This window comes from Providencia sp. PROV210 (genome assembly GCF_028479445.1).
Lineage (GTDB): Bacteria > Pseudomonadota > Gammaproteobacteria > Enterobacterales > Enterobacteriaceae > Providencia > Providencia rustigianii.
Genome location: NZ_JAMPNQ010000002.1, coordinates 16649 through 37853, shown reverse-complemented (window position 1 = coordinate 37853; position 21205 = coordinate 16649). Strand labels below are relative to the sequence as shown.

The 21205-nt window shown below is 38.3% G+C and carries 30 protein-coding genes and 1 pseudogene; 3 read left to right on the top strand and 28 right to left on the bottom strand.

Annotation, left to right across the window (positions count from 1 at the left end; all coding sequences use genetic code 11):
- From PR761_RS00465 to PR761_RS00400, 14 genes are all read right to left on the bottom strand, one after another.
- Positions 1 to 291, bottom strand: coding sequence for a DUF1799 domain-containing protein (locus tag PR761_RS00465; RefSeq protein WP_154610596.1), 291 nt, complete (start codon positions 289 to 291; stop codon positions 1 to 3).
- Positions 292 to 308: 17 nt separating this feature from the next.
- Positions 309 to 611, bottom strand: coding sequence for a phage tail assembly chaperone (locus PR761_RS00460; protein WP_154610597.1), 303 nt, complete (start codon positions 609 to 611; stop codon positions 309 to 311).
- 34 nt (positions 612 to 645) lie between these two features.
- Positions 646 to 1299 (bottom strand): phage tail tube protein, encoded by a 654-nt coding sequence (locus PR761_RS00455; RefSeq protein WP_154610598.1) that lies wholly within the window; start codon positions 1297 to 1299, stop codon positions 646 to 648.
- Positions 1300 to 1347: 48 nt separating this feature from the next.
- A complete protein-coding gene (locus tag PR761_RS00450; RefSeq protein WP_154610599.1) occupies positions 1348 to 1749 on the bottom strand; it encodes a phage tail terminator-like protein in 402 nt (133 codons plus the stop codon).
- Positions 1750 to 2328: a hypothetical protein gene (locus PR761_RS00445; RefSeq protein ID WP_154610600.1), complete on the bottom strand. Its 579-nt coding sequence runs from the start codon at positions 2326 to 2328 to the stop codon at positions 1750 to 1752.
- 1 nt (position 2329) lies between these two features.
- Complete coding sequence (locus tag PR761_RS00440) at positions 2330 to 2680, bottom strand: hypothetical protein (RefSeq protein WP_154610601.1); 351 nt, start codon at positions 2678 to 2680, stop codon at positions 2330 to 2332.
- A 2-nt stretch (positions 2681 to 2682) separates the two neighbouring features.
- A complete protein-coding gene (locus PR761_RS00435; RefSeq protein ID WP_154610602.1) occupies positions 2683 to 3165 on the bottom strand; it encodes a DnaT-like ssDNA-binding protein in 483 nt (160 codons plus the stop codon).
- A gap of 83 nt (positions 3166 to 3248) precedes the next feature.
- A complete protein-coding gene (locus PR761_RS00430; protein ID WP_154610603.1) occupies positions 3249 to 4214 on the bottom strand; it encodes a major capsid protein in 966 nt (321 codons plus the stop codon).
- 13 nt (positions 4215 to 4227) lie between these two features.
- On the bottom strand, positions 4228 to 5004 hold the full coding sequence (locus tag PR761_RS00425) for a hypothetical protein (RefSeq protein WP_126437174.1): 777 nt from the start codon (positions 5002 to 5004) through the stop codon (positions 4228 to 4230).
- A gap of 112 nt (positions 5005 to 5116) precedes the next feature.
- Positions 5117 to 6238: a hypothetical protein gene (locus PR761_RS00420; protein WP_154610604.1), complete on the bottom strand. Its 1122-nt coding sequence runs from the start codon at positions 6236 to 6238 to the stop codon at positions 5117 to 5119.
- Positions 6235 to 7605 (bottom strand): DUF4055 domain-containing protein, encoded by a 1371-nt coding sequence (locus PR761_RS00415; protein WP_154610605.1) that lies wholly within the window; start codon positions 7603 to 7605, stop codon positions 6235 to 6237. Before PR761_RS00415 ends, PR761_RS00420 begins: the two co-directional genes overlap by 4 nt.
- Positions 7605 to 9092, bottom strand: coding sequence for a terminase (locus PR761_RS00410; protein WP_154610606.1), 1488 nt, complete (start codon positions 9090 to 9092; stop codon positions 7605 to 7607). The genes PR761_RS00415 and PR761_RS00410 overlap by 1 nt, the downstream gene beginning before the upstream one ends.
- A gap of 2 nt (positions 9093 to 9094) precedes the next feature.
- Entirely contained in the window at positions 9095 to 9694 is a 600-nt protein-coding gene (locus tag PR761_RS00405) for a hypothetical protein (protein WP_174217595.1), read from the bottom strand.
- A 474-nt stretch (positions 9695 to 10168) separates the two neighbouring features.
- Positions 10169 to 10684: a lipocalin family protein gene (locus PR761_RS00400; protein WP_154610607.1), complete on the bottom strand. Its 516-nt coding sequence runs from the start codon at positions 10682 to 10684 to the stop codon at positions 10169 to 10171.
- Positions 10685 to 11156: 472 nt separating this feature from the next.
- Between PR761_RS00400 and PR761_RS00395 the strand changes: the two genes are divergently transcribed.
- From PR761_RS00395 to PR761_RS17140, 3 genes are all read left to right on the top strand, one after another.
- A complete protein-coding gene (locus PR761_RS00395) occupies positions 11157 to 11288 on the top strand; it encodes an entericidin A/B family lipoprotein (RefSeq protein WP_112837156.1) in 132 nt (43 codons plus the stop codon).
- A 188-nt stretch (positions 11289 to 11476) separates the two neighbouring features.
- Positions 11477 to 11710 carry a DUF1161 domain-containing protein gene (locus tag PR761_RS00390; RefSeq protein WP_154610608.1) on the top strand — a complete coding sequence of 78 codons (234 nt, stop codon included), beginning with the start codon at positions 11477 to 11479 and terminating at the stop codon, positions 11708 to 11710.
- Between the two features lie 911 nt (positions 11711 to 12621).
- Positions 12622 to 12834: a KTSC domain-containing protein gene (locus PR761_RS17140; protein WP_154610609.1), complete on the top strand. Its 213-nt coding sequence runs from the start codon at positions 12622 to 12624 to the stop codon at positions 12832 to 12834.
- Positions 12835 to 12949: 115 nt separating this feature from the next.
- Here PR761_RS17140 and PR761_RS00385 read toward each other — a convergent pair whose 3' ends face one another.
- The 14 genes and pseudogenes from PR761_RS00385 to PR761_RS00320 all read right to left on the bottom strand — a co-directional run bounded on the left by PR761_RS00385 (position 12950) and on the right by PR761_RS00320 (position 20769).
- Entirely contained in the window at positions 12950 to 13420 is a 471-nt protein-coding gene (locus PR761_RS00385; RefSeq protein ID WP_154610610.1) for a lysis protein, read from the bottom strand.
- Positions 13417 to 13623, bottom strand: a complete 207-nt coding sequence (locus PR761_RS00380) for a hypothetical protein (RefSeq protein WP_154610611.1) — start codon at positions 13621 to 13623, stop codon at positions 13417 to 13419. The genes PR761_RS00385 and PR761_RS00380 overlap by 4 nt, the downstream gene beginning before the upstream one ends.
- The gene (locus tag PR761_RS00375; RefSeq protein ID WP_154610612.1) at positions 13620 to 14204 is read right to left on the bottom strand and encodes a Rha family transcriptional regulator; all 585 of its coding nucleotides are present in this window, start codon (positions 14202 to 14204) and stop codon (positions 13620 to 13622) included. The genes PR761_RS00380 and PR761_RS00375 overlap by 4 nt, the downstream gene beginning before the upstream one ends.
- A gap of 192 nt (positions 14205 to 14396) precedes the next feature.
- Positions 14397 to 14882 carry a TIGR02594 family protein gene (locus PR761_RS00370; RefSeq protein WP_154610613.1) on the bottom strand — a complete coding sequence of 162 codons (486 nt, stop codon included), beginning with the start codon at positions 14880 to 14882 and terminating at the stop codon, positions 14397 to 14399.
- Entirely contained in the window at positions 14875 to 15180 is a 306-nt protein-coding gene (locus tag PR761_RS00365; protein ID WP_112837165.1) for a phage holin family protein, read from the bottom strand. Before PR761_RS00365 ends, PR761_RS00370 begins: the two co-directional genes overlap by 8 nt.
- A 1148-nt stretch (positions 15181 to 16328) precedes the next feature.
- Positions 16329 to 16475 (bottom strand): annotated as a pseudogene (gene ymcF, locus PR761_RS00360) (cold shock small protein YmcF); the annotation flags it as partial.
- Entirely contained in the window at positions 16459 to 16671 is a 213-nt protein-coding gene (gene cspE, locus PR761_RS00355; RefSeq protein ID WP_112837166.1) for a transcription antiterminator/RNA stability regulator CspE, read from the bottom strand. The gene cspE and the pseudogene ymcF, both read right to left, overlap by 17 nt.
- Before the next feature lie 523 nt (positions 16672 to 17194).
- Complete coding sequence (locus tag PR761_RS00350) at positions 17195 to 18190, bottom strand: YbgA family protein (RefSeq protein WP_154610614.1); 996 nt, start codon at positions 18188 to 18190, stop codon at positions 17195 to 17197.
- Positions 18191 to 18428: 238 nt separating this feature from the next.
- Positions 18429 to 18797 (bottom strand): antiterminator Q family protein, encoded by a 369-nt coding sequence (locus PR761_RS00345; protein WP_112837168.1) that lies wholly within the window; start codon positions 18795 to 18797, stop codon positions 18429 to 18431.
- 122 nt (positions 18798 to 18919) lie between these two features.
- A complete protein-coding gene (locus tag PR761_RS00340; RefSeq protein WP_272519327.1) occupies positions 18920 to 19312 on the bottom strand; it encodes a hypothetical protein in 393 nt (130 codons plus the stop codon).
- Positions 19313 to 19378: 66 nt separating this feature from the next.
- Complete coding sequence (locus PR761_RS00335; RefSeq protein ID WP_154610616.1) at positions 19379 to 19594, bottom strand: DUF7740 domain-containing protein; 216 nt, start codon at positions 19592 to 19594, stop codon at positions 19379 to 19381.
- Entirely contained in the window at positions 19591 to 19773 is a 183-nt protein-coding gene (locus tag PR761_RS00330) for a hypothetical protein (RefSeq protein WP_154610617.1), read from the bottom strand. Before PR761_RS00330 ends, PR761_RS00335 begins: the two co-directional genes overlap by 4 nt.
- A complete protein-coding gene (locus PR761_RS00325) occupies positions 19770 to 20243 on the bottom strand; it encodes a recombination protein NinB (RefSeq protein WP_154610618.1) in 474 nt (157 codons plus the stop codon). The genes PR761_RS00330 and PR761_RS00325 overlap by 4 nt, the downstream gene beginning before the upstream one ends.
- A gap of 271 nt (positions 20244 to 20514) precedes the next feature.
- Positions 20515 to 20769, bottom strand: coding sequence for a Lar family restriction alleviation protein (locus PR761_RS00320; protein WP_154610619.1), 255 nt, complete (start codon positions 20767 to 20769; stop codon positions 20515 to 20517).
- Positions 20770 to 21205: the final 436 nt, after the last annotated feature.

Here is a 21205-nt window from a genome sequence, read left to right as displayed (position 1 = left end):
TCATTGCGCCCTCTTATGCATCACCTCCAGCGCCTTAACTTCCATAATACGTAGATCACTAAACACGGTCGCCCTATCTTTGATGTTGAGTAAGTCCATCACTTGATTTAACGAATTGTAATCCAATCCAGTAATACCATTCATACCAACTCGCCACTGTGTACTCATCGCAGAAAATACCAGATATGACTCCCATACATCAGGAACAACTTCAACATCATCAAGATCAGGAGGAAAGCCAAAAGCTCGCTCAAAATTTTTAGCCTCTTGCTTTGTCATTCCCCCATACATTGCTTCAGCGACCGATATTAGTTTTTTTCACGATTACCTAACAATTCATTGTAATACGTTGTTGTAATAGCCCCTGCGGCTGATGGATAGTTGTCAAATAACAACTTCAAATTATCCTCGTTATAGGGCTCTTCAATTGCCCAATCGGCAATAATTTTAGTAAAGAATTCATCTACAGGTTCCTCTTTCAATTCTTCCAATTTACTCATTGGTAGATGATTAAACGTAAACGTAACAACCTCTGGCTCACTCTTGCCAGCCACACAGATTTTTACATCAGCTTTAAATGTTGGATTAGGATTCAAGGTAAACTTAGCCATTATGTTTCCTTAAAAGCCCCATAAGGGGCTGTTATTATGCGGTTGTGTAAATTTTCATATCAGATTTAAGAGAGAAACGTGCAGATACGTTTTCAACCTCGTTAATTGCAGTATTAGGAACACGTTGGAATGACACACTGGCTGAGTAGTAACGGTCTTCACCAGCCCGTTTATTATAAAAACGAATCGCTGTTAACTGCTTCGTATCATCCAAGGACATTAATAACCCTCGAATAGGTAATTTCGCATCATGAGCAAAGGTATAAACCTGCACGATACCCGATTTATAGGTATCAACCGTTTCTGCTTGCTCATCTTCTAAGAATTGAATTTCTTGAGTTTGCTGCTCACCACCTTCTGTTGATAAGGTCATGACTTGCGGCATGACCTCCCACTCTTGAACAGACTTCAGTGTCCCTTTGCCCCCACCTGTTGGAAAACGCTCAGTATCTGTCGTATCCACACCCTCCAGCGTGATACTTGTACTTTCCGCTGATTTAACACGAAAAACACCGGACATTTGTTTCCACCCAGATGTGACGAGAACAACATCTCCGGCTTTAATGCCACTTGACGCTGTGACAGTAAGTACAGCTTCAGAGGCATTACTTGCCGCCGTAAACTCAACATCTTTTCCGTATTTACTCGCCACATAAACACGCGAGCCATTAGGAATGTTATAAGCCATTATGAACCTCATTTTTATGCATAAAAAAACCGCCATTTAGGCGGTCGCTTATCGGATTGAATGACATCGATAGGATGTACGTATTGGAATGGTGTAGTTGATATCACTGGTAAGTGGCGGTAGCTGATTTGGTTCACTGTCTAGATACAGTGACTCCGTAAGTGTTAGACCATTTTCAAGCTGCTCTTTGATGGCATCAACCAAGCTAATAACCATCGAATCACCATTACCAATCTTTTCAACAACATTAAGTTGAATAACACCTTTTTGAACTGGCATGTCTAACGCTAGACCTAGATTTTCGGTTATGGCTGGCATTATATGTAATTGCAAATATGGAGTACTAATATCGTCAAACTCAATATTTGACCAAGCCACCTTTATCCCTTCTTGCTTAGCAATTTTTGCCACCAGCGCACGAATATACTGATTAATTTCTGATTGTTTCATTTACTTCATCTCTACGATAGCGTCTCTAAAGAACTTACCTACATTTTCAGCGGTAATTGCAATCATGCCATTAGGAGCTTGTCTTGAATGCCCCATTTCCAATCTGTAGGCATAAGGAACATTGTTAGTAAAATAGATAGCATTCATACCCACTTTGAACTGTTCAAGCACATAGTTACCAACCGCCTTAGTCATGTTGCCTGATTTATCAACTCGCCCAGTTTCACCATCAGCAGGTACATCAAAAGTGACTTGCCAATTTCCACGGAATCGCCCCCCTGTATAACCCGGAGGTGCCTTGATATCCATCGAGTCATTAACGCGAACGCGTTTTTTTAATTGACGCCTTTTCGGTGTCAGGTTATTAGGGTCTTTTCTTAACTCTGCATTGTGTTCAAATACGGCTTGGTTATAACTGACAGCCGTCTGATTAACCTCCCATAGTTCAGGATTACCCACCGGTGACATTTGAACAAGTTGAGCCAAAATCTTAACGCCTGTTTTTTTTACCACCGCCTCCATATCTGATTGAGATTTCTCTACAAACAAATTAACGGACTTCATGAATGAATCAACCATATCAAGCCCTCAACTGAGGCTTGTAGCAAATAACAATATCAGCAGGCTTAACTGGGTTAGGCTCACACACACGCAACCATATTCCATCAACTAGAACAGAATCTCCTTTTCGAATATCGACCTCTGGAGAAAGAACCATTTTAATATCCGTAGAGAGAATTAAAGTTCCATCAATTTCATATGGCTTGTACAAAACCTTTACACCAATTACTGCAAATAGAGACTCACGCTCATGATGCTCAACACCATCATCATCAACCCAAAATTTTCCCTCTCGCTTAACTTGATATGATGAGCCATATTTTTTCAGTAACTTCAGCGCCGAATTATGACCACGTTCATATATGTTCATCGCTACCTCATCGCAAACGTATTAATAGCAAAACCGTCTGAAACATCTAATAATCCAGCGAGTAAGTCATTCAGCCATGGGAATCTCTTCATTCCATTATTGGTGCCTTGGGCATACTTAATATCCATAACACCTTCAATACGTTCAGAAATGATTTCCGCACCAATTGTTGGCTGTAGTTCATGACCCATTGATTCAATCGCCAAACGACACTGAGCTTGAATCAACTGCTTAGGTATTACATCACGTGGAATAGGTACGCCATCATAGAACAGTCCTGAACGAGGAAATGATAATTGCTGATTATTATCCGCTCTCTTACCTAGCCATTTTTGTGACTCAAGAAAGTCCATAGAAACAATCAACAACGCCTCTAACCCATTGTCATCTGGCAATATAAAATGCCGAGCAGATGCATAATTTTTCAAGTCATTAATGCCAGCATAGCTATTAAATGTCGGTGAGTTTTTATCGGTATCAATCATGACCACCTCAAAAATAAAAGGGGCATTACGCCCCTATTTTCACTTGCCATCAGTAGTTTTTTTCCTTTTAACTACTTCTGGCTCTACTGCTTTGCTGAGCTTTGACCCTGTGCGGTTAATTTAATCATCACTCCCGCAGTAAGCTTGTCACTGGTAAAATGCTTTCTCCAATTACCCGCAGTACCTAATTTGGTTAGGTCTGGATTTTTGCCTTTTGATTCATCCCAGCTATATCCGAGCACCCCAACGTTAACAACACCTTCGCCACGATACCCAATTTCTAAGTTTTCCTTATCATTGATTTCAAATGAACGGAAGGTTGGCTCCTGTGACTCAGTGATAGTCACTGCCCCAGGAACAAGACCAAAGATAGCATCAACTGGTGCACTGTCTGTTACCAAGACGGGTTTACCTAACGTTCCCGGCTGACCACCATAGATAACCACACCTGCCTCTTCGTAGACTTTGTTATCAATCGCTTGGTCAACAATATCGAAATACATCGTGGAGTGCATAACGAAAAGATTTACACGGTTAAACTTGTCGCCATATCGACGCAATCCTTTGGTGAGTGTTTTTTTCCCATCAGTAGCAATATCTGCGGTCACAACCATATCAGTATTACTACCGATAGCTGCCCCCAATGCGGCTAAGGAATATTTAATGTAACCTTCCAGAGATGCATCCGCAGCATCAATACCGACTAACTCAGAAAACTCAGATACATCTCGACCTCTACGTTTAAACGCTTCTTCTGTTGTTGCATATGGACCATATTTCCATGGTGCTTTCACTTCAACAGACTCGCCAGCACCAATTTTTTTACTCTCGACGGTTCCTGTTGAATCAACATCACGATGCTCAATTGACCCACCAATTTGATAGAAAGCGCGCTTACGGAAATCACCCTCAATAAAAACATTATCAAGCACAATGGCACCATTCGATGCCTGATTAAAGACAGCCAAATTATCTTGGCGGCGCTCTAAAAACGCTGTTTGTGCCAAGTCGTTGTAAATTACTAAATCGCTATTAGTCGTCGTAGCCATTACTTATCTTTCCTTACTCTTTAGGTAGTTTTAAAAATTTGTCACGCCCATATCGGCGGATATAATCAGCTTTCTCACTCGCAGACATTTGAGAGCGCTTAAGGTGCGCCCAACCTTGTTTATGTTTTCCTGCATCTGTACCTGAAGCATCAGGGAACAAGTGAGGCGCACTTTCTTTTAAGGATTCGACCCATTCAACAGGTGATAACGGTGTTCGACCATCTTTACCCATGATTGGATTACCATCATCATCAACAGCTACGGCTTGACCTTCATCGTTGATTTGGAATATGCCTTTGGCACGTAAAATTAAATCTTCTTGTGCGCTAGCTAATGCGCCGGCTTTACCAGCCGCGGAGCGCACCTCATCCCCTAATACACGTTGGCGAAACTTATTAGCAAAAGCCTCTGCCCTTTCCACTCGGCTATTGGCTTCTTTCAGTTGTTTATCAACGTCATTGCGTAAGCGCTCAGTACGTTTATTAATGACTTCATCAATTTTGCCGTCAGCAATTAACTTAGCTTCTTCATCATTTTCAAAACGCTTGAGAATTCCACGTACAGCATCAGGATCAATACCGTCAAAACGCTTAAGGTTATCGTTTTGCTCTTTGAGCTTACCGAGTAACTCATCACGTTTAGCCTTTAACCCAGATACTTGTTCGCTGACTGCTTTATCGATAATGGCTTGAATTTCCGGTGTGATTACTGGTGCAGTCCCGCCACTTCCACTACCCGCGCCATCATCAGCCTGTGAGTAATATTTGCGTTCGATATTCATAAATAACATGTTGTTCCCCTTGGGATTCATTGCGCCTAGCGCGTTAAAATAAAACCAGCCCTTGGCTGAATTTAGACAATAAAAAAGGTCACCGAAGTGACCTTGTTAAATCGTTAATTGATTAGCTATAACCCGCATCCTTAAATGCTCTTTCATCTAGTTTTTTGAGTTGCTCTAACGAAATAAACTCTCCCTTATCGGTATAAAACTCAGAAGGATGCATACCGCCCTCTTTCATTAATCTAAACCGTGTTTCACCGAATACTTGCCGTTGTCGCCATTCTGGTTGTCGCTGTACCCAATCAAGAAAATTGGTCTCTGCTGGAACTTGCCCATCCATTGATGCTCTCGTTCCTGCGTCCATCTCATTCACATCAAAACCTAATTCACGCCATGACTTAGTGATGAAAGTTTCCGTTGAGCGACAATTAAAATGGATTTTACCGGGACCTTGTAGATAGGGGATTTTGTGTCCTATTGGTTTACCTTCCAATGTATACTTCAACCTATCCCGCACAATGCAGACATGAGAGGTTTTATTATCAAGAGTTGATAACCATTGTTTGCAATTGAAAATGTCTTTATTCGCCTCCGCAAATTGCTCTCGTGCAGTGGCTTGCAAGTGATTAATTGCTGTCTTTGCTATTGCTGTCGCGTTAGCTCGACTTAGCTGTAATACGCCATCTTTGTAACCTTGGCTTGCATGGCCACGAATCTTGCAACCAATTTCTACCGAGCTATCACCATTTAAAAAACCATTACGAACAGCATTATTTATACGTGTCATACGGTCAAATTCTAATCCAGTGGCCCATTCAGACAGTAGTTTCCCTTGAAATGGGCGAGACATTACTGAGGAAAACAACATCTCCTCAGTAATGTCCATAAGCGGATATTGACGTAGAACAGCATCAGGCAATAAAGCATCAAGTAATGAGGAATAATAACCCGTTTCATACAATGCATGTTCTCTCATTTCGTCTGTTAGCAACGTAAACGCACTATCAATTGCACGTTTATTAATGGCTTTCACGCTAGACAGTAATGACTCTAATCGTCTTACAGTAAAACTACTTACATCAATAGTGACATCATCTAAGGCTGCAATAAGCGAAGCAGTTAATTCAGAGTCAAACTCATTGAGAGCTTTTATCATGCGCCTTGCAACACCCGTAGAATAACGACCAGAAAACAACGAGTGAGCAATCAATTCATCCCTTAACCGCTCATTCACTGATTTCATGTTTTACCTACCATTGTTGGCTCCTGATTGTTAAGTTCATCGACGACCATATCAACATCATCAGCGGGGTCGATAACATCATATTTCTGTAAACTTCTCACCAAATCAGACTTGCGTGTTGCACCAGATTGCCATGCAAACACAATTTCACGGATCATAGCGCTATCAGCAATGTGATTAACGAGGTCTTTGTTAATTTCAAAAGACGTATCTTTAGTATCTAAACCTAAGTATTCAGCGCACCACATTAACGCTTTACTAAATGCTTCTGAGACATTTGAGCAACAAATACTAAGGATAGAAGTTTGGGCATTCTGCTCACCGACAGACTGAATAACTGTTTTGACTTTACTATCTGAAGAAACTAACTGAGCGCCCAATGCCACCATATAATCACGCTTACTGTCCATTGCCTCTTTTGCTAGCATATTAGGCTGGGCTTGCTCGTAACCAAAGAACCCTTTCACTGGCAGCATTAAAGGTGAACGAGACCCGACCATGATGCCTGTTTTCTCTAAGTGGTCTCGCCACTCCATATCTAATCCGCCTAGATATGGCTGAACTTGCCCGCAGAAAAACACGGAATCTTCATAATCAGCAGAATTTCGATAATGCCCTAGGTTGATTTTTGCTAGCCCTAACAATGGAGCTTCATCAATGGTGTGGTCATTGTTTTGAGCGCCAATAAACGTAAATGGGATTTCGTTCCAAGCCCCTTTACCTGCACGCTCTGGAATATATTCAGAATCAATCTGAAACACACTACTCCCACTTGGCTTACGATATACCCGACAAATAAACTTGCCATCTTCAATCACGAGTACGCGGTATTGAATGGCGTCTTTAAATCCAAAACCGTCCTCTTCTTCAACTGTTTCTCGCAATACCACCAGCGTTAACATAGTCCTGCCATTAATGCGGTCAGTCCGCCAGTTAATGATATCCTCAGCTTGATATTGAAATATGTACGGGAGCTTAGAGTCGCTGTTGTAATCAACATATAGTCCATGACGCCCAACCTCTAATACCGATTCAAGCGAAGATTGAGCTAATTGGTAAATGCTTGAACCCGCACCATCTGCATCATCTTTTAAACAAGACAGTTTTTCAGTAACCGTAATTAATGGATCTTTCTTGAATGCCATCCCTATCATACCGTTACGCGTATTTCCCGTTATAGGGTAGAACACAGCTCTGTCTTGATAGTCCTTATTACGTTTTATCTTGCGCTCATGATTTTTCTCTTCAAGTTCAGGAAGATAACTTTTTACATCTTCACCACCTCGACAAACCGAGCGCACTAACTCCCACTGAGGAGCAGCCGTTTTATACTCCGGTCGAGTAAAATCCACATTATTTATACTCATCAGAAGGTTGTTCCTAAGTTGATTTCGAATGCTGGGCGTTTAACATTTCGCCTACTTACAGCAAAATATCTAAATCCATCAGCATCATGTGATGTGTAGTCGTGAAGAGGTTTGTCTTTCCAGCAACCTCGTTTGTCATCCCACTCTTTGCGATACGCTTCAAGATGAGCTATCCCTTCACTACATTTATGTTCATCAAAAACACAGCGAGGGAGAATTTCACGTACAGCCTCAATACCTTCATCAATCGAAAGTTTTGGTACTGAGTTAAATTGAATGGAGTAAACTTGACCATCAATTTCATACCCTTCACGAGCTAGTTCTCTACGTGATTTCGCATCTGAACCAAATTCACGATTATCGATATCATGTGGTGCATTATGACTCGCGTATGTGTAGCCTTTATCTTTCAGCACTTTTATATAGTGTCTCAGACCTTCACCACTGTTTGAATAATGGTCTATCACGTGGAATTCATTACCGACTTCACGAATGAACCAAATTGACGTTGAGTCACCAACACCAATATCCCAATACGTATGAACTGGCAGGTGGGAATTATCAGGAGGTGTGCCAATACGTTTATTTTCGTACAGAAAGCGGAATTGTTTAGCGTAGTAAGAACCTTCAACCGATTGCTGGAATGCCTCCGCGGGTATTGACGGATATTCCCGCTTCATATCATCGCCAAGTGTTTTCTCTTTAGCGTAATACCACGCTTTCTGACACTCATTTAATTGAATATCATGCTTGCTTGATAGCTCATTAAAATAATCAACTAATCGCTGTGGTAATTGTTCAACAGGATTAATTGAATATTCTGGATTTTTCCACCATGAGAAAAAAAAGAATTTCCAATCTAGGTTAGAGAGGGTCTTACTCTGAATTTGTGCTTTCTCAGCAGACTGACAGTAATCATAAAAGTAACCTGCCCGTCCTTCCGCCGTACTTTCTATCGTTGTAAAACAATCACTTGATACCGCCTCAAATGCGCCAGTAACAATCTCTCTTGCTTTATCAGGATACTTAGCACATATCTTACCAAACTCAGACACATGCAAATATCGAAGCGTGCCACCACGAAATGACGTGCTGATATAAAGCGACCCGCCTTTACTAAAAACCAATTCACCCGCCGCATCATTACTTGCTGGGTTTGCTGCTTTAATTTCATCTGGTAGTTTTTCGTAGGCATACTTTATCTTTTCCCTGAATAGCCGCTTAGCATCATTAAGCGTATGTGCTATCAGTGCACACTTAGCCGCCTCAAATAACGCAGCGTCTAATTGGATTATGCAGACTTCAGTAGTGAATCCAAGTTGACGAGCTTTAAGGATAATATTTCGTGTGTGCATTCCCTTAAAGTATTCAAGCTGCTCAGGCGTCATTTTAAATCGAACTGGCTTGCCTTCTTTGTTAGTGATCCAGTACAAGTGATTCAGTCGCCAGAGCTTATCTCTCAATAATGCAAGATGTTCTGGCTTCATGCTTATTCCTTCGATAGGTCATCCATCAGTGACGATATAGAGTCGGATGCTTTATTCTGGTGCATTTCATCTAACCCATACGCTTGGCGTTCAAGTCCAATTAGATTTTTAAGTGTCTCACTCAGTGCTTTAGCTGATTTGACACGTTCGGGGAGGGAGATGATTGAGTTATAGATTTCATTCAGTTTGTCGCGCCCGTTATCATCGGGGTTAAACATTAGCTCGCCCAGTTTACTTAAAGCTGGTACATCAGCACATTCAGCGGATAGCTCATCAAATAAACTGTTGGTTAACTCTCTAGCCCTGCGAATATCGCCTCTATGCACCATGCGAACATTGGCAATGACTTCAGCATTAGCTTCGATAAGTTGCCGCTCAGAAATAGCCTTCTCGGCGGCAACCAGAGTGGCAACCTCTCTTTTGGCAACCAAGTTTTCAGCCCTAGCCTTAACCTTTGCCTTTAAATCTCGTTCCCATCCTTCTTTCTTTGCGCGTTTACTTATCGCTTGATGGGTTATCTCATATTGAGAGGCTATTTCTCTTATAGACATCACGCCAGCTCGGTAAGCCGACTCAATGGCTTCCCAGTCTGGTCTTTTGATCATTATTCACCTTCATGATAAATCAACAAGTCAACACAAAAGTAAGAACTACATAGTTTCGCAAAAACTTTAAATCTGACTTAAATCAAAATAATGAAAAATACATTATTGTATTTTAGCACTTCATTGTTAATTCTATTGCTAAATACAATATTTAGTATTACTGCAATCCCCCTTATTGTGTTCATTGCAATAAGGGGCTTTTTTTATCAACACACATTTATCTTTACATCTTAGCCGCCAATTATTTTGTTGGTTGGTTTCACCAAAAACCTTAAAGCCTCTTAACAAGAAAAAGCTTGTGCTCTAACTATGAATATTTCTTAAAGAATTCCTCACAACAAATTAAAAAAATCACCGTAGTGAGCTTTGTTATTTGCAATAAAAAACCCGCACTAGGCGGGTTATCTTTTACTGTGATTACATTTTACTTTTCAATAAATTAATGTCGCAACAAATAATAGACTAGTGATTCTATTGAAATATCAATACTCTTTGTCTATCAAAACCATTAGCGCTAGCAAAGCTAAGGTATTCATCTAAAAGTTCTGGCGGCATAGTTGGTGTACGCGATAATACCCATAAATAATCTTTATTAGGACCTACAACTAGTGAATACTGATAATCTTCATCAAGTTTAATAATATTATAGCCACCGTAAAAAGGGCCGAAAAAAGATACTTTCAAGGCACCTATATCCGAAGATTCAACAAAATAAGCTTTTCCTATACTCTCTTTCCACTTTTTCCCGTTTGAATCCCATCCTCTGTTAACTACCTTTATACCCCCATCGTTGCGTAGAGAATAGTTTGCAGAAACTTTACTTAGCCCCTTTTCAAATCGATTATCTATTCTAGCCACCTCATACCATTCACCAAGATAACGAGATAGCTCGAAATGTTTAACCAGTGTTATGTCATGTGGCACCTTAACGCTACACCCATTAAGTAGCAGCATACTTACAAACATAAAAACTGACTTTATCTGCATTACAACCTCACAGAAAATTGATCTATAAGATACTTTCGCATAAAAAAGAGTGCAGATCGACTATAGTGATTTAGTATTTCGTAACTATAGAACCCAGTATTTAAATAAAGTCATTGCCGCGCTAGCTCGGATTATCCTAACCAGAGTGGTAAAGCGATTGATGATAATATCAAAAGAATACCGACTAATAGGTATTGAAAAATATTGAGCATACAGATAAATATTTCTTTTAATATCATAGAATATATCCTTCATTGCCAATGTTGATTAACCGCATATAAGTATTAACACTTAAAATATAGCAGCTCATTTTCATTTGTCAGATATCACTGACCTTATAATTCAACATCAATGCTAAAGGTTAATATTAATATGACTGCTCTATGCAAATGAAAATATCAATCAGGTTGTTCTACTATAATCAAAAACGATCTTTTGTAACTTATAACTTCGCACCCAAAAGGAAGAAAATATGTTGAAAAAAATCACTTTCCTCATCTGCTCATTAGCTGTTATTTTCACACTAACTGCCTGTAACACTACTAAAGGTGTTGGTGAAGACATAGAGGCTGGAGGTAAAGCAATACAGAGGGCTGCACAGTAAAATCCATATTAAACAGATTAATAAAACACTAACGAGTTAGAGATAAAGATATCTTCGAGTGTTTTACTCTTACAAGACTAACTTTTACTGCTATCAACGGATAGCTTTAAATATTTTATTTAAGTATGCTTATTAAGCTTTTAAAAGAATTTCTATTAACTGACTCCTGCTTATAAGGAATATTACATATGAAAAGAAGAATGATTATAGCTATATTAATGACAGTATTTATTCCTGTCATTGCAAGTGCTTCATGCGAAAGCGTTGTTGAAGAAATTACGCAAAAAATTATTAACAATGGTGTGCCTGAAGAGAGCTTTACCATTACTGTCGTTTCAAATGAAGAAGCAGCTTCACAACAAGGTACTGTTGTAGGTAATTGCTCCAATGAAACACAAAAGATTATTTATACAAAAAAATAATTCGCCCCTAAAGGGCTTGTTACAAAGCCCTTTCATTTCTAATTGCTAACGTAATAAAGCACAATAATCTTCCAGAAAATGGTCACCAACTACAAGTTAATTTGTGTTATTTACTTTTGTAAAGTTCGCTACCACTATCGCGATTACAATCTAGGTTGATCCACCTTAAGCTAAATTACTCAAGCCATTATGGAGTGTTTTATTAGCATTGGTGAAACTTTTATATTAGTTGTTAGCATCTTAACAGTTTCAGTAGTTGGATTTGTTGACCACTCTATTGTTAGGCTCGTTGTTGCTCAATTTTCCGGATTACTTTCTTGCTAAAAACGCCGCTATTTTCCGAGGCTCAGATTTGTAATATCCGCTTGAGATTACTACCTTTTTAAGGTTGTGGTCATTCACGATTAACGTATAGTAACACTCTATTCATAAGCAGTTATTTTCTATTTTGCCCCGATATCTGGGGCATTTTTATTTTTAAGCTTTGAATAATATCCACTGCTTAGCGAAATTACGCAGAACAAAATTAAGCTTCACTTTCTCATCATCATAATTAGTAATTCTTAAATCATAACAATGAATTACCGAAATTTAGCTCTATTTCTATATAACTAGCAGTTTAATCGCTTCACAAATAAAAAACGCCACCTGAATAAATTGGGAACTATTACTAATAATTTTTTCTTGTTTTTTATTGCTACTAAACTCTTAATTTCCAGCCATAACAACTTAAGTTAAACTTATTTGATTACAAAGATTTAATCATTTCAGCATTAGTCATATCTAGCATAAATGAGAAATATTTTGAAATAACTTGAAATAATTTGAAATGTAATAAATTTAAACTACACTTTTTACTTGGTTTTATCTAAAAACTAGCACTGTTATTTATTTCCCTGTGATGGATAGAAATGTACAGACTCAACATTGACTCAACAATCATACATCTCATTGATTATAATCATGAAAAAAAGACACTTAAAATTAGTTACCATAGGAAAGGTACTTATCAATACAAAAATGTTCCATATATTGAATATCAAAGATTAGTCGTAGCTAAAGATAAGCAACAACACATTGATCGATACATTATTGGCAAATATATCTCAATAAAAGACATTTGATTATATATAACGATTACTTTCCCTCAGCATTGAGGGAATTCTTATTTCTGCTGAGTTAAATATTTCTATCTTTTATCGAGAGTTATCTATACGCTCCACCTTAATTAAATGTAACTTATTTCAAACACTCCGTCCGAATGTAATTCTGTAAGTACAGAGTTTGCTGCTCATTCTCAATCATCATTTCTCTGAGACGCCAATAATCTTGTTCAACTGCGTCACTAAGTCGTACGGTACTTTCATTGCCTCCGCTTTTGGTTGAATTCGTTTTGAGCTTTGGACATTCGGCGTTGATGTACACGCGCTGAGTACCATTGCGAACATCATTACGCAGCTTATCCATTTCAACTTTTGCATTAGTGAGTTCCTTTGTGTGCTTAATGTCGAGTTCGTGAAGGGAGCTAATGCGCTTTTCGTAGTCTTTGTTGATAATCACTTGCTCATAAAAATCACCTTCCAGCTTGGTGTAGTGACTTTCCAATTTCGAATGTTTATTGCTTAACTTGTCAAAATCATCAGTGACCCACCAAAGCCAGAACAGCAAAATGACACAAACAGCCATTAATACTTTCGTTAATGTCGTCATTTTTTGCCGCCTGAATACTTAATAGCCCATGCCTTAGCCACATTTAAGCAGTCATCAAACATCCTACCTTTTCGGCTCGCTTGTGAATTTTTGCGATAATGAAGTAACGCCATATCACAAGCCTTTTGAATAACAACAAAAGAAAAGCCGAGCTTTTTTAACTCGGCTTGTACATTACGTGTTATAAATTGCTCGTGATTCATGCTGGCTCACCGCCTTCAGGAAAATCACCAAGATCACAAAGTTTAAACTGAATTAAATCTTTAACTAATTGCTCAGCCTTTTTAATCACCTTCTTTTCTTTCTTCCGAAGCGTCATTAAACCACTCCCTTTTTGTCCGTGCTCTTCAAAAGAGAATTTTTCAGCCCGAGCAACTCGGTCTTGCATTTGCTGGATAGTTAAATCAGTCAACCCAGAAAAATCGAGAAGATTAATATCACTTCCTCCCTCCAGCGCAGTCATGTGATCAAAGACTTGTGCTTGTAACTCATAACTGTAACTCATGGCCATTAAACAAGCCTCACGCTTAGGGAATTTATAGCATGGATAAGTACGACCTTTATCATCGGTGTAATCGGCTAAAAATTTAGCCGATTGAACCTCCCCCAGAACCCTAGGAACTTTCGCCATAAAGTTTTTATGAGAGAGTTTTTTATATTTCTTACATGGAAACACCAATCCTTCAGATTCAGCCTTTGCCCTTCTATCGGCATTAATGTAATCAACCATTTCTAAACTCGTCATAGTGGGTTGAACATTATTGATAACGGTTAATTTAGTCATAGCGTATTACCTACATTTGAAATGAACCCTCGTTCACACAGAAAATCAGCCCGTCGAAGCTCGCCAGCTATAACTGACTTCCTCGAAGGCTCATATCAAAGTGATTGGATTCGACGGTTAAAGACTTGCTCTGTGAATGAGCAATAAAAACTCAGATATAAAAAAGCCCTGAACAATGTCAGGGCTACTTGATTAGAATTCGTTTATCGATAATGCCGAATCACCAATCGGTAAAGGTCGATTATCAATATCAATCCCTATAGGATAGCGATAACAGACTACTCGGGATGTCTCGAAGGCTTTGATGTTAACAGCATCGGCTTGATTACCGCCCAATACCAGTAATGAGCCTGATTCTGTCCTGCCAACAACAAATCCGACATGCCCGCCTCCTGAACGCGCAAAAACGACAATGCAACCATATTTGGGCTCTGAAAGTTCCACACCATAATCGATGTAAGAGCGAGATGAATCAGAACGGGTCGAACGAATACCCGACCGTTCCAGCATGGCGTTAACAAATCCTGCGCACCATGGCACCTTATCATCCGTACCAACCAATCCTGATAATTTGCTATCACGCCAATATTGGTCAATCCGAGGATTAGAGGCAGGACCTTTAATTTCACGCTGACCTATTTCTTTTCTGGCTTCAATCAGCCATTTAAGTTCATTCATCAGACACTTTCCTTAAAAAACGTTTTTCTAATGCACTAACTCCTGCAGCACCTGTCCAGCCAGCCATTCCAGCAACGCCTCCTGCAATCTCTGGCTGCCAGACGAAATAACTCGCAGCAAGTAATACCATAGAGCCTGCAAACATAGAGATAATGACCTGAGCAATAAAGAGACCAAGTCTAAACGGCTCGCCTTTCAAAACCTTATTGGCATAACTGGCAATACTTCCCAAAAAGGTCATCAAGCCAACCAACATAACGGTTAATAAATTTATATTATTGGGTTCTTTATATGGCATGTGTATACCCACCCACAGATGAGTGTTTTGTGATTAAAGTGAATGGAAAGCCGACTCACAGCTCTTAAGTAAATAAAATGAGTTAGTTATTGATTCTGTGGCGGCTAGAAAAAGAAAAACCCCGCCGATTGGCAGGGTTTCAAAAATTTGACGTAAATTGATCATTATTTGATTTTTTGGGTGTAATCATATAATGATCAACTAACTAATTATCGATTACTTAATCCAAAAAGGAAGAGCAATAAAAAGCAAAATAAACACGGTTAACATCATAACTTTTTGAATCGTACTAAATATAGTCATATAACCATCCAAACTAATAGCTTTTATTATTTAAATATAGCTATTATTGTTTGATTGTAAATATTTATGGCTACCTAAATTTAAATTGCTTATCTGAGTTATACGGTAAATCAATTATCTATATTAAATAAGCACGCAATAGTGCTCTTATCATGATAATTTTTCATAAAATATTCAAGGTATAAATCTACAATTTTTAGATTCAATATCTCGACTTTCTAGTGACACAACATGAGCATACATTGACAAATTTATAATTTATTTTTTTAGCAGCCTGAATCGCCTGTATTATATTTATAAAATTACCAAGATATAGCCGAGTTAAAGACAATGGCATGTTATGGCAGCCAACTCTATGTATGTTATAATTACCTTGAGATCCTACTGATGTCTGAATGTAATAATTCATATATATCTCATTTTTGTTTTGCAAATGGATCATAACAGATATAAAACACCATCAAATTTTAACTTTTTGTCTTAATCTTAATAAGACTAAATATTCTTTCAGTTGAGTTAATGATGGTATAATTTTACATCCAGTAAACTATCGCCACTGTCGCTAAAAGCAAAACAGAGATGGTTAGAGCGTTTTGTACAAATAATAAAATTCGCTGAGAAAATATAGGTAAGTTCATAGGTGATTCCTTTGGATACCGCATCTATTTTTCAAATAAAAAATTGCAGCAGCAAGATTTGCTATGATATAGCAATGAGGTAGATTCAATCTTTATTCTAACACATTACTTGAATAAATACGTTTAATAAGCCTTAAATATGAAAAAACCTCGCTGCAGCGAGGTTTTTAATAATATCTAATCTGATTATTGACATGCCTGAGCTTTCATAACACTTTTACAAAAAATACATTTTGCTCCATGAGGATTGCTTATAGAGATATCAAACTGTGATGTTCTATATTGAGAGCCGCTACAACAAGGACATTTAAAATACAGATAGATTTTTATAGTGTTCTTAAAGCGCCACCACATGCCCAGCGGCAGGGCCTTTTGCGCCATTTTCTATGATAAATGAAACTTGCTGGCCTTCGATTAAAGATTTGAAGTTATCGCTCTGAATTACAGAGAAATGAACAAACACATCTTTAGAGCCATCAGCTGGCGTAATGAAACCAAAACCTTTATCGTCGTTAAACCATTTTACTGACCCAGTCATTGTATTAGACATAGAATTTCCTTTAATTTTTTAAATTTGCCATATGGCGAAGAGGTTTGTTTTTTTATTTTTACTTATGGGAATTAATTAGAAGGAATTCGCAATGAAGGGGTATCTTAGATAACGCTAAATGGTGAACAACTTTAAACTGACTAGCATAAATAGGCCTGTACTTCCAAACCGATGACTTGATTAAGCCACACAAACACTAGGATAGCAAATTTAATTTTCACTCTCACCACAAAAGAGTTGGTTTTTTAAGGCGCCATACATTCACCACCAATCACTTTTTTAAATAAATCATATAGATAACAAAATACTTATCAATCCTATTGTTTTTCCAATAGTATTGATTGGATTTGATTAACTGAGGGTATATATGAAAAAGCCTCACTAGGTGATTTTATTTAAATATGAATGATTTCGTTCATCCCAACAGTTATACGCTAACACAACTTTTAGATTCAATATTCATATGATTGGAAAAACCAATCATATGAGCAACGTTGAAATACTAAAGCATTGTTTTTAATAATCATAATCCATATCGCAGTCTTAATGACTGAGGATAAGGATGAAAGTACTTTTGGTTATTCAAATAGTTATCAGGGTATTCAGATAAATAGTGTGTTATTAATGTTAATGGGGCTAATAAAGGTTGTGTTCCTTGACGATATTCTAGGATTAACTTGCTCAATGCTTGTCTTTGGTTTGATGTTAGATAGCGTTTAAAATAGCCTTGGATATGCATAAGCACATTAGTGTGATTGCGCCTAGTAGCTTGGTATTGTAATAAATTCATAAACTTATTTCGATACTCATCAAAATAAGAATCGATTGAATTCCATTGATTGTTACTAGCAACAAAACGCCCAAGTTCCCGATAAAGAGATTGTGAATGCGCTAATAAAAGAAGTTTATATCGAGTATGAAAGTCGATTAATGAATGACGATTGAATGAGTTTTTCTTTAGTTCATTTAGCTCATGAAGAGCAAATACCCGTATAATGAAGTTTTCTCGAATATGGGGATCACTTAATCTGCCATCTTCCTCAACAGGCAACCAAGGCATTGCTTTTAGTAATTGTTCAGTAAAAAGCCCCATTCCAGACTTTTTATTACCATTGCCAACAGAATCATATACTCGAACCCTTTCCAAACCACAGCTAGGTGAGTTTTTACATACAATATAACCACTTAAATTTGAAAGCCCACTCAAATAGGTGGTTGAAAACTGGACCATTCCTTCAGTTAAATCGCCTTCACGACCATCACTAAATTTGAGTCTAACGTTATTTTCTTCAGATTTAACTAGCCTCAATGCAGGTCTAGGTGTCGGTAAGCCTATTGCCATCTCAGGGCATGCTTGTTGATATTCGAAATAATCTGATAACTCATCTACGGCAAAATGAAAGCGCTTATGGCCACCATCAAATCTAACACTATCACCCAATAAGCATGAGCTAATACCTACAGTGATTTTTTTATCTGATGTATTGCTCATATCACTAGAGGTAAGAATATTAACCATCACTGCCACCTTATATGAAATCATTTATATACAAAATTGATTTATAGTAATAATTGAATTCATATTAGTAACATTGCACTTTATTTACTAGCTTTATAAACCACTACTCTACGCTCTAATAAAACAAATAAAAAAGCCCCACAGAAGTGAAGTGAGGCTTATAAGCTGCTGACGTTGTTGTCATTCTTATCACAATATCAGCTATTTTACGTACGTAAAGCCTTGAGATTATTTTTCGCTAAAATTTATCCATTTCTAATGGCACATCAAGCATCATCAGCATTCCTTCAATTACTCCCTCAGCTTTTTGCAACTTTTTACCTATATGCCCATCAGAGCATTTCCGCTCTCTTGCTAGCTGCATGAATGTTTTCCCAAATAAATAATAATCAAGTAACAGGTCATGCATATCACTATTCTTTTGGTTTAATTGAGCCATGCAGCTAGAAATAATCATTGCGTCATCTTCACAGCATTGAGGTCGAGATTTAACCTTATTAGGTATTAAGCGACTAAACCCTGCCGCCGTCGAATACCACTGAACTGACTCTATGTTATCCGCAGCCCATGCGCCCCACATTTCTAGCACCTGTTGAATGTTACGCATCCATTACCTCGTGCTAATTTGCAAGCTTTTGCAGCAAAAAATAGATTTAATACATCTTGTATTTGAAATGGCACTATCTAATTCTTTGGCGAGACTTGAAGTGCCTTTTTTTGTTTGGTTAATCATAGGTCCCCCATCTGGTAAGTAACACCTTGTTGATACCAATCTGGTAAAGTGAACTCTATTCTTCTCATAAATCCCTCAGCTCTGAGTTCCTGCATACGTTTAAGCTCATTTTTCATGTGCTGATATAGCTCATCCATTTGCCACGGTTTTAACTTCACTGAAGTTCCTGCTAAACGTGCAACTCGGTCAATGGTCATTTCGCTGTAAGTAATAACAGCGTGAGCATTAAACTCATGGGGATCTTCGCCAAGTTTTCGATGGCAACCTACGCAGTGAGCAAAGGCATTAAAAGGATGGTATCGGGTTGATTTATGTCGTCGTGATTTGAAGTGAGAACAGTGGAGTTTTGAAGGTTCGTGTCTAAATTGTCTTCCGCAGTAGTCGCACACATAATTTGCTCTTTCCCGGACCAACTGCGAAAACACAATATCGTGCTTATCGCGTTTTAATGCCATTTATTTCTCCTGCATGCCCCACTCAGCAACAACAATCACAGCCATCGGGCTTTTGCTTAACTCTATCGTCCGCATAGCATCTACTGCATGAGGTAATATAAATTTACGCTTTAACATTCCAGCGCACTTCCTGACCGCATCATTAGATTTATGAATAGCCCAACATAGCTTTAATGTTGTTAGTGCGCTCATAAACGCTTTTGCTTCGTTTCTCATCTACCTTGCTGCCCCTTGTCGATTTCCTGCTGACAAATCATTTCAGCTCTATCACCAACGATAAGCTCTCTTACTTTTGCATGTAGCCTCTTTCTCCTTGGTAATAATGATGTGTCATACCAAACGCTTGCAGAAAACACCCTGCTACCAATCAATGCTATTTTTTGAATTTCAGTCATCGCTCTTGCTGCTCTTTGAGTTTCTGTTTGTCACCTATGCGTTGCGCCCACTCTAATTCTCGCCTTGCATCATCACTGAACTTGACGCCATTTTGTGAGCCAAACCAGTGAGCACATTCGATAACATTCGCAATTTCCCTTACTCGCATTTTGCTAGTACGTTCACCGAAATAGACAATGCCGCCACCTAGCCCTACAGCCGACCGTTGAGCCTCGCCATTAGATTGCTTGTTCAGTACGGTGATTAAGTCCTTCCAATCCTCTTTATCGTACCGTTGACCGTGCCACATGACCTGTTTAGACAAATCAGTAAGAGTTGCCCACATACGGTCATTTTGCGCTTTGGTTCGTTTAGGTTCGGAGAGTTTTACTTGGTATGGTTTGTCTGAATCTATTGGTAGGTTTTGTATTGCTTCGATGGCGTTCTGTCTGATGTTTTTACTACTGAGATAGTATGTCTTTAGTGACATTTAACCTCCTATTCCATTTTTGATAGTCGGAAACCTTTACTAGATAAATATTTCAATTTGTTACAATATATAAGAGCCATAAGAACCAGTTGCGTATGGAGTATGTCGCTGTGATTTTAGGTTATAAGATTTTTTTAATTCTTTTGTTCGGTGTTTTTGCTTTCACAGGCTTTGATACTACTGATGCAATTGAATCGCTTATTAGGTATTTAAGAAAAGAAGTAATCTAAACTTAGGAGTCGGAAATCTGCTACCAAGTTAGCCTCCTGTATCACTCACTGTTAGCTCTCCTGTTAAACCGCTGCGCTGAATAATTACGGTCAATTTGCATTAATTCTTCTGGCGTCATGTCATCAGAATTATCTGGGTAGATATCGTTATTGTGGATAAAAGAGAAATCAGCACCACAATCAGTATTTGTGCATTGGATATGGTCGCAAAGGTGATTATCTTCTGGGTTTGTCTCATTCTCGCCACACCATTTAACTTTGCTGCCACACATGGGGCATTTCTTTAGTTCGTTCATGCTATTTATCCTTTTTAAACGGGAATTTACTTTCGATATAGTCAATTGATGAAAATAAAAACTCTCGAGTCTTCTTTCTAGCAAAGTGGATCGGAGTATCAATTAGAAAAAGCAGAAAGCAAGCGACACTTATTGGAATCACGAACACCACTCCGATTATCCATCTAGCTAGATAGGTAATCTCGTTACCTTTAAATTTCTCCCACTTCATCATTCACCCTCTGGCATTGGTGGGAGCTGCAGAGGTAGCCAGTGTGTATTGGGTAGTCGTCATCCTGTTCGTAAAAATCATTATCGCTGATGAATTGATCTGTTTTTTTAGATCATACAGAGTACCAAATAACCTCACTGACGGAGCTAATACAAAAACTAACATCTACTAGACTACTGTAGAATAGACAATATGTTAGCTCAGTATTTTAAATTTTAGTTGCTA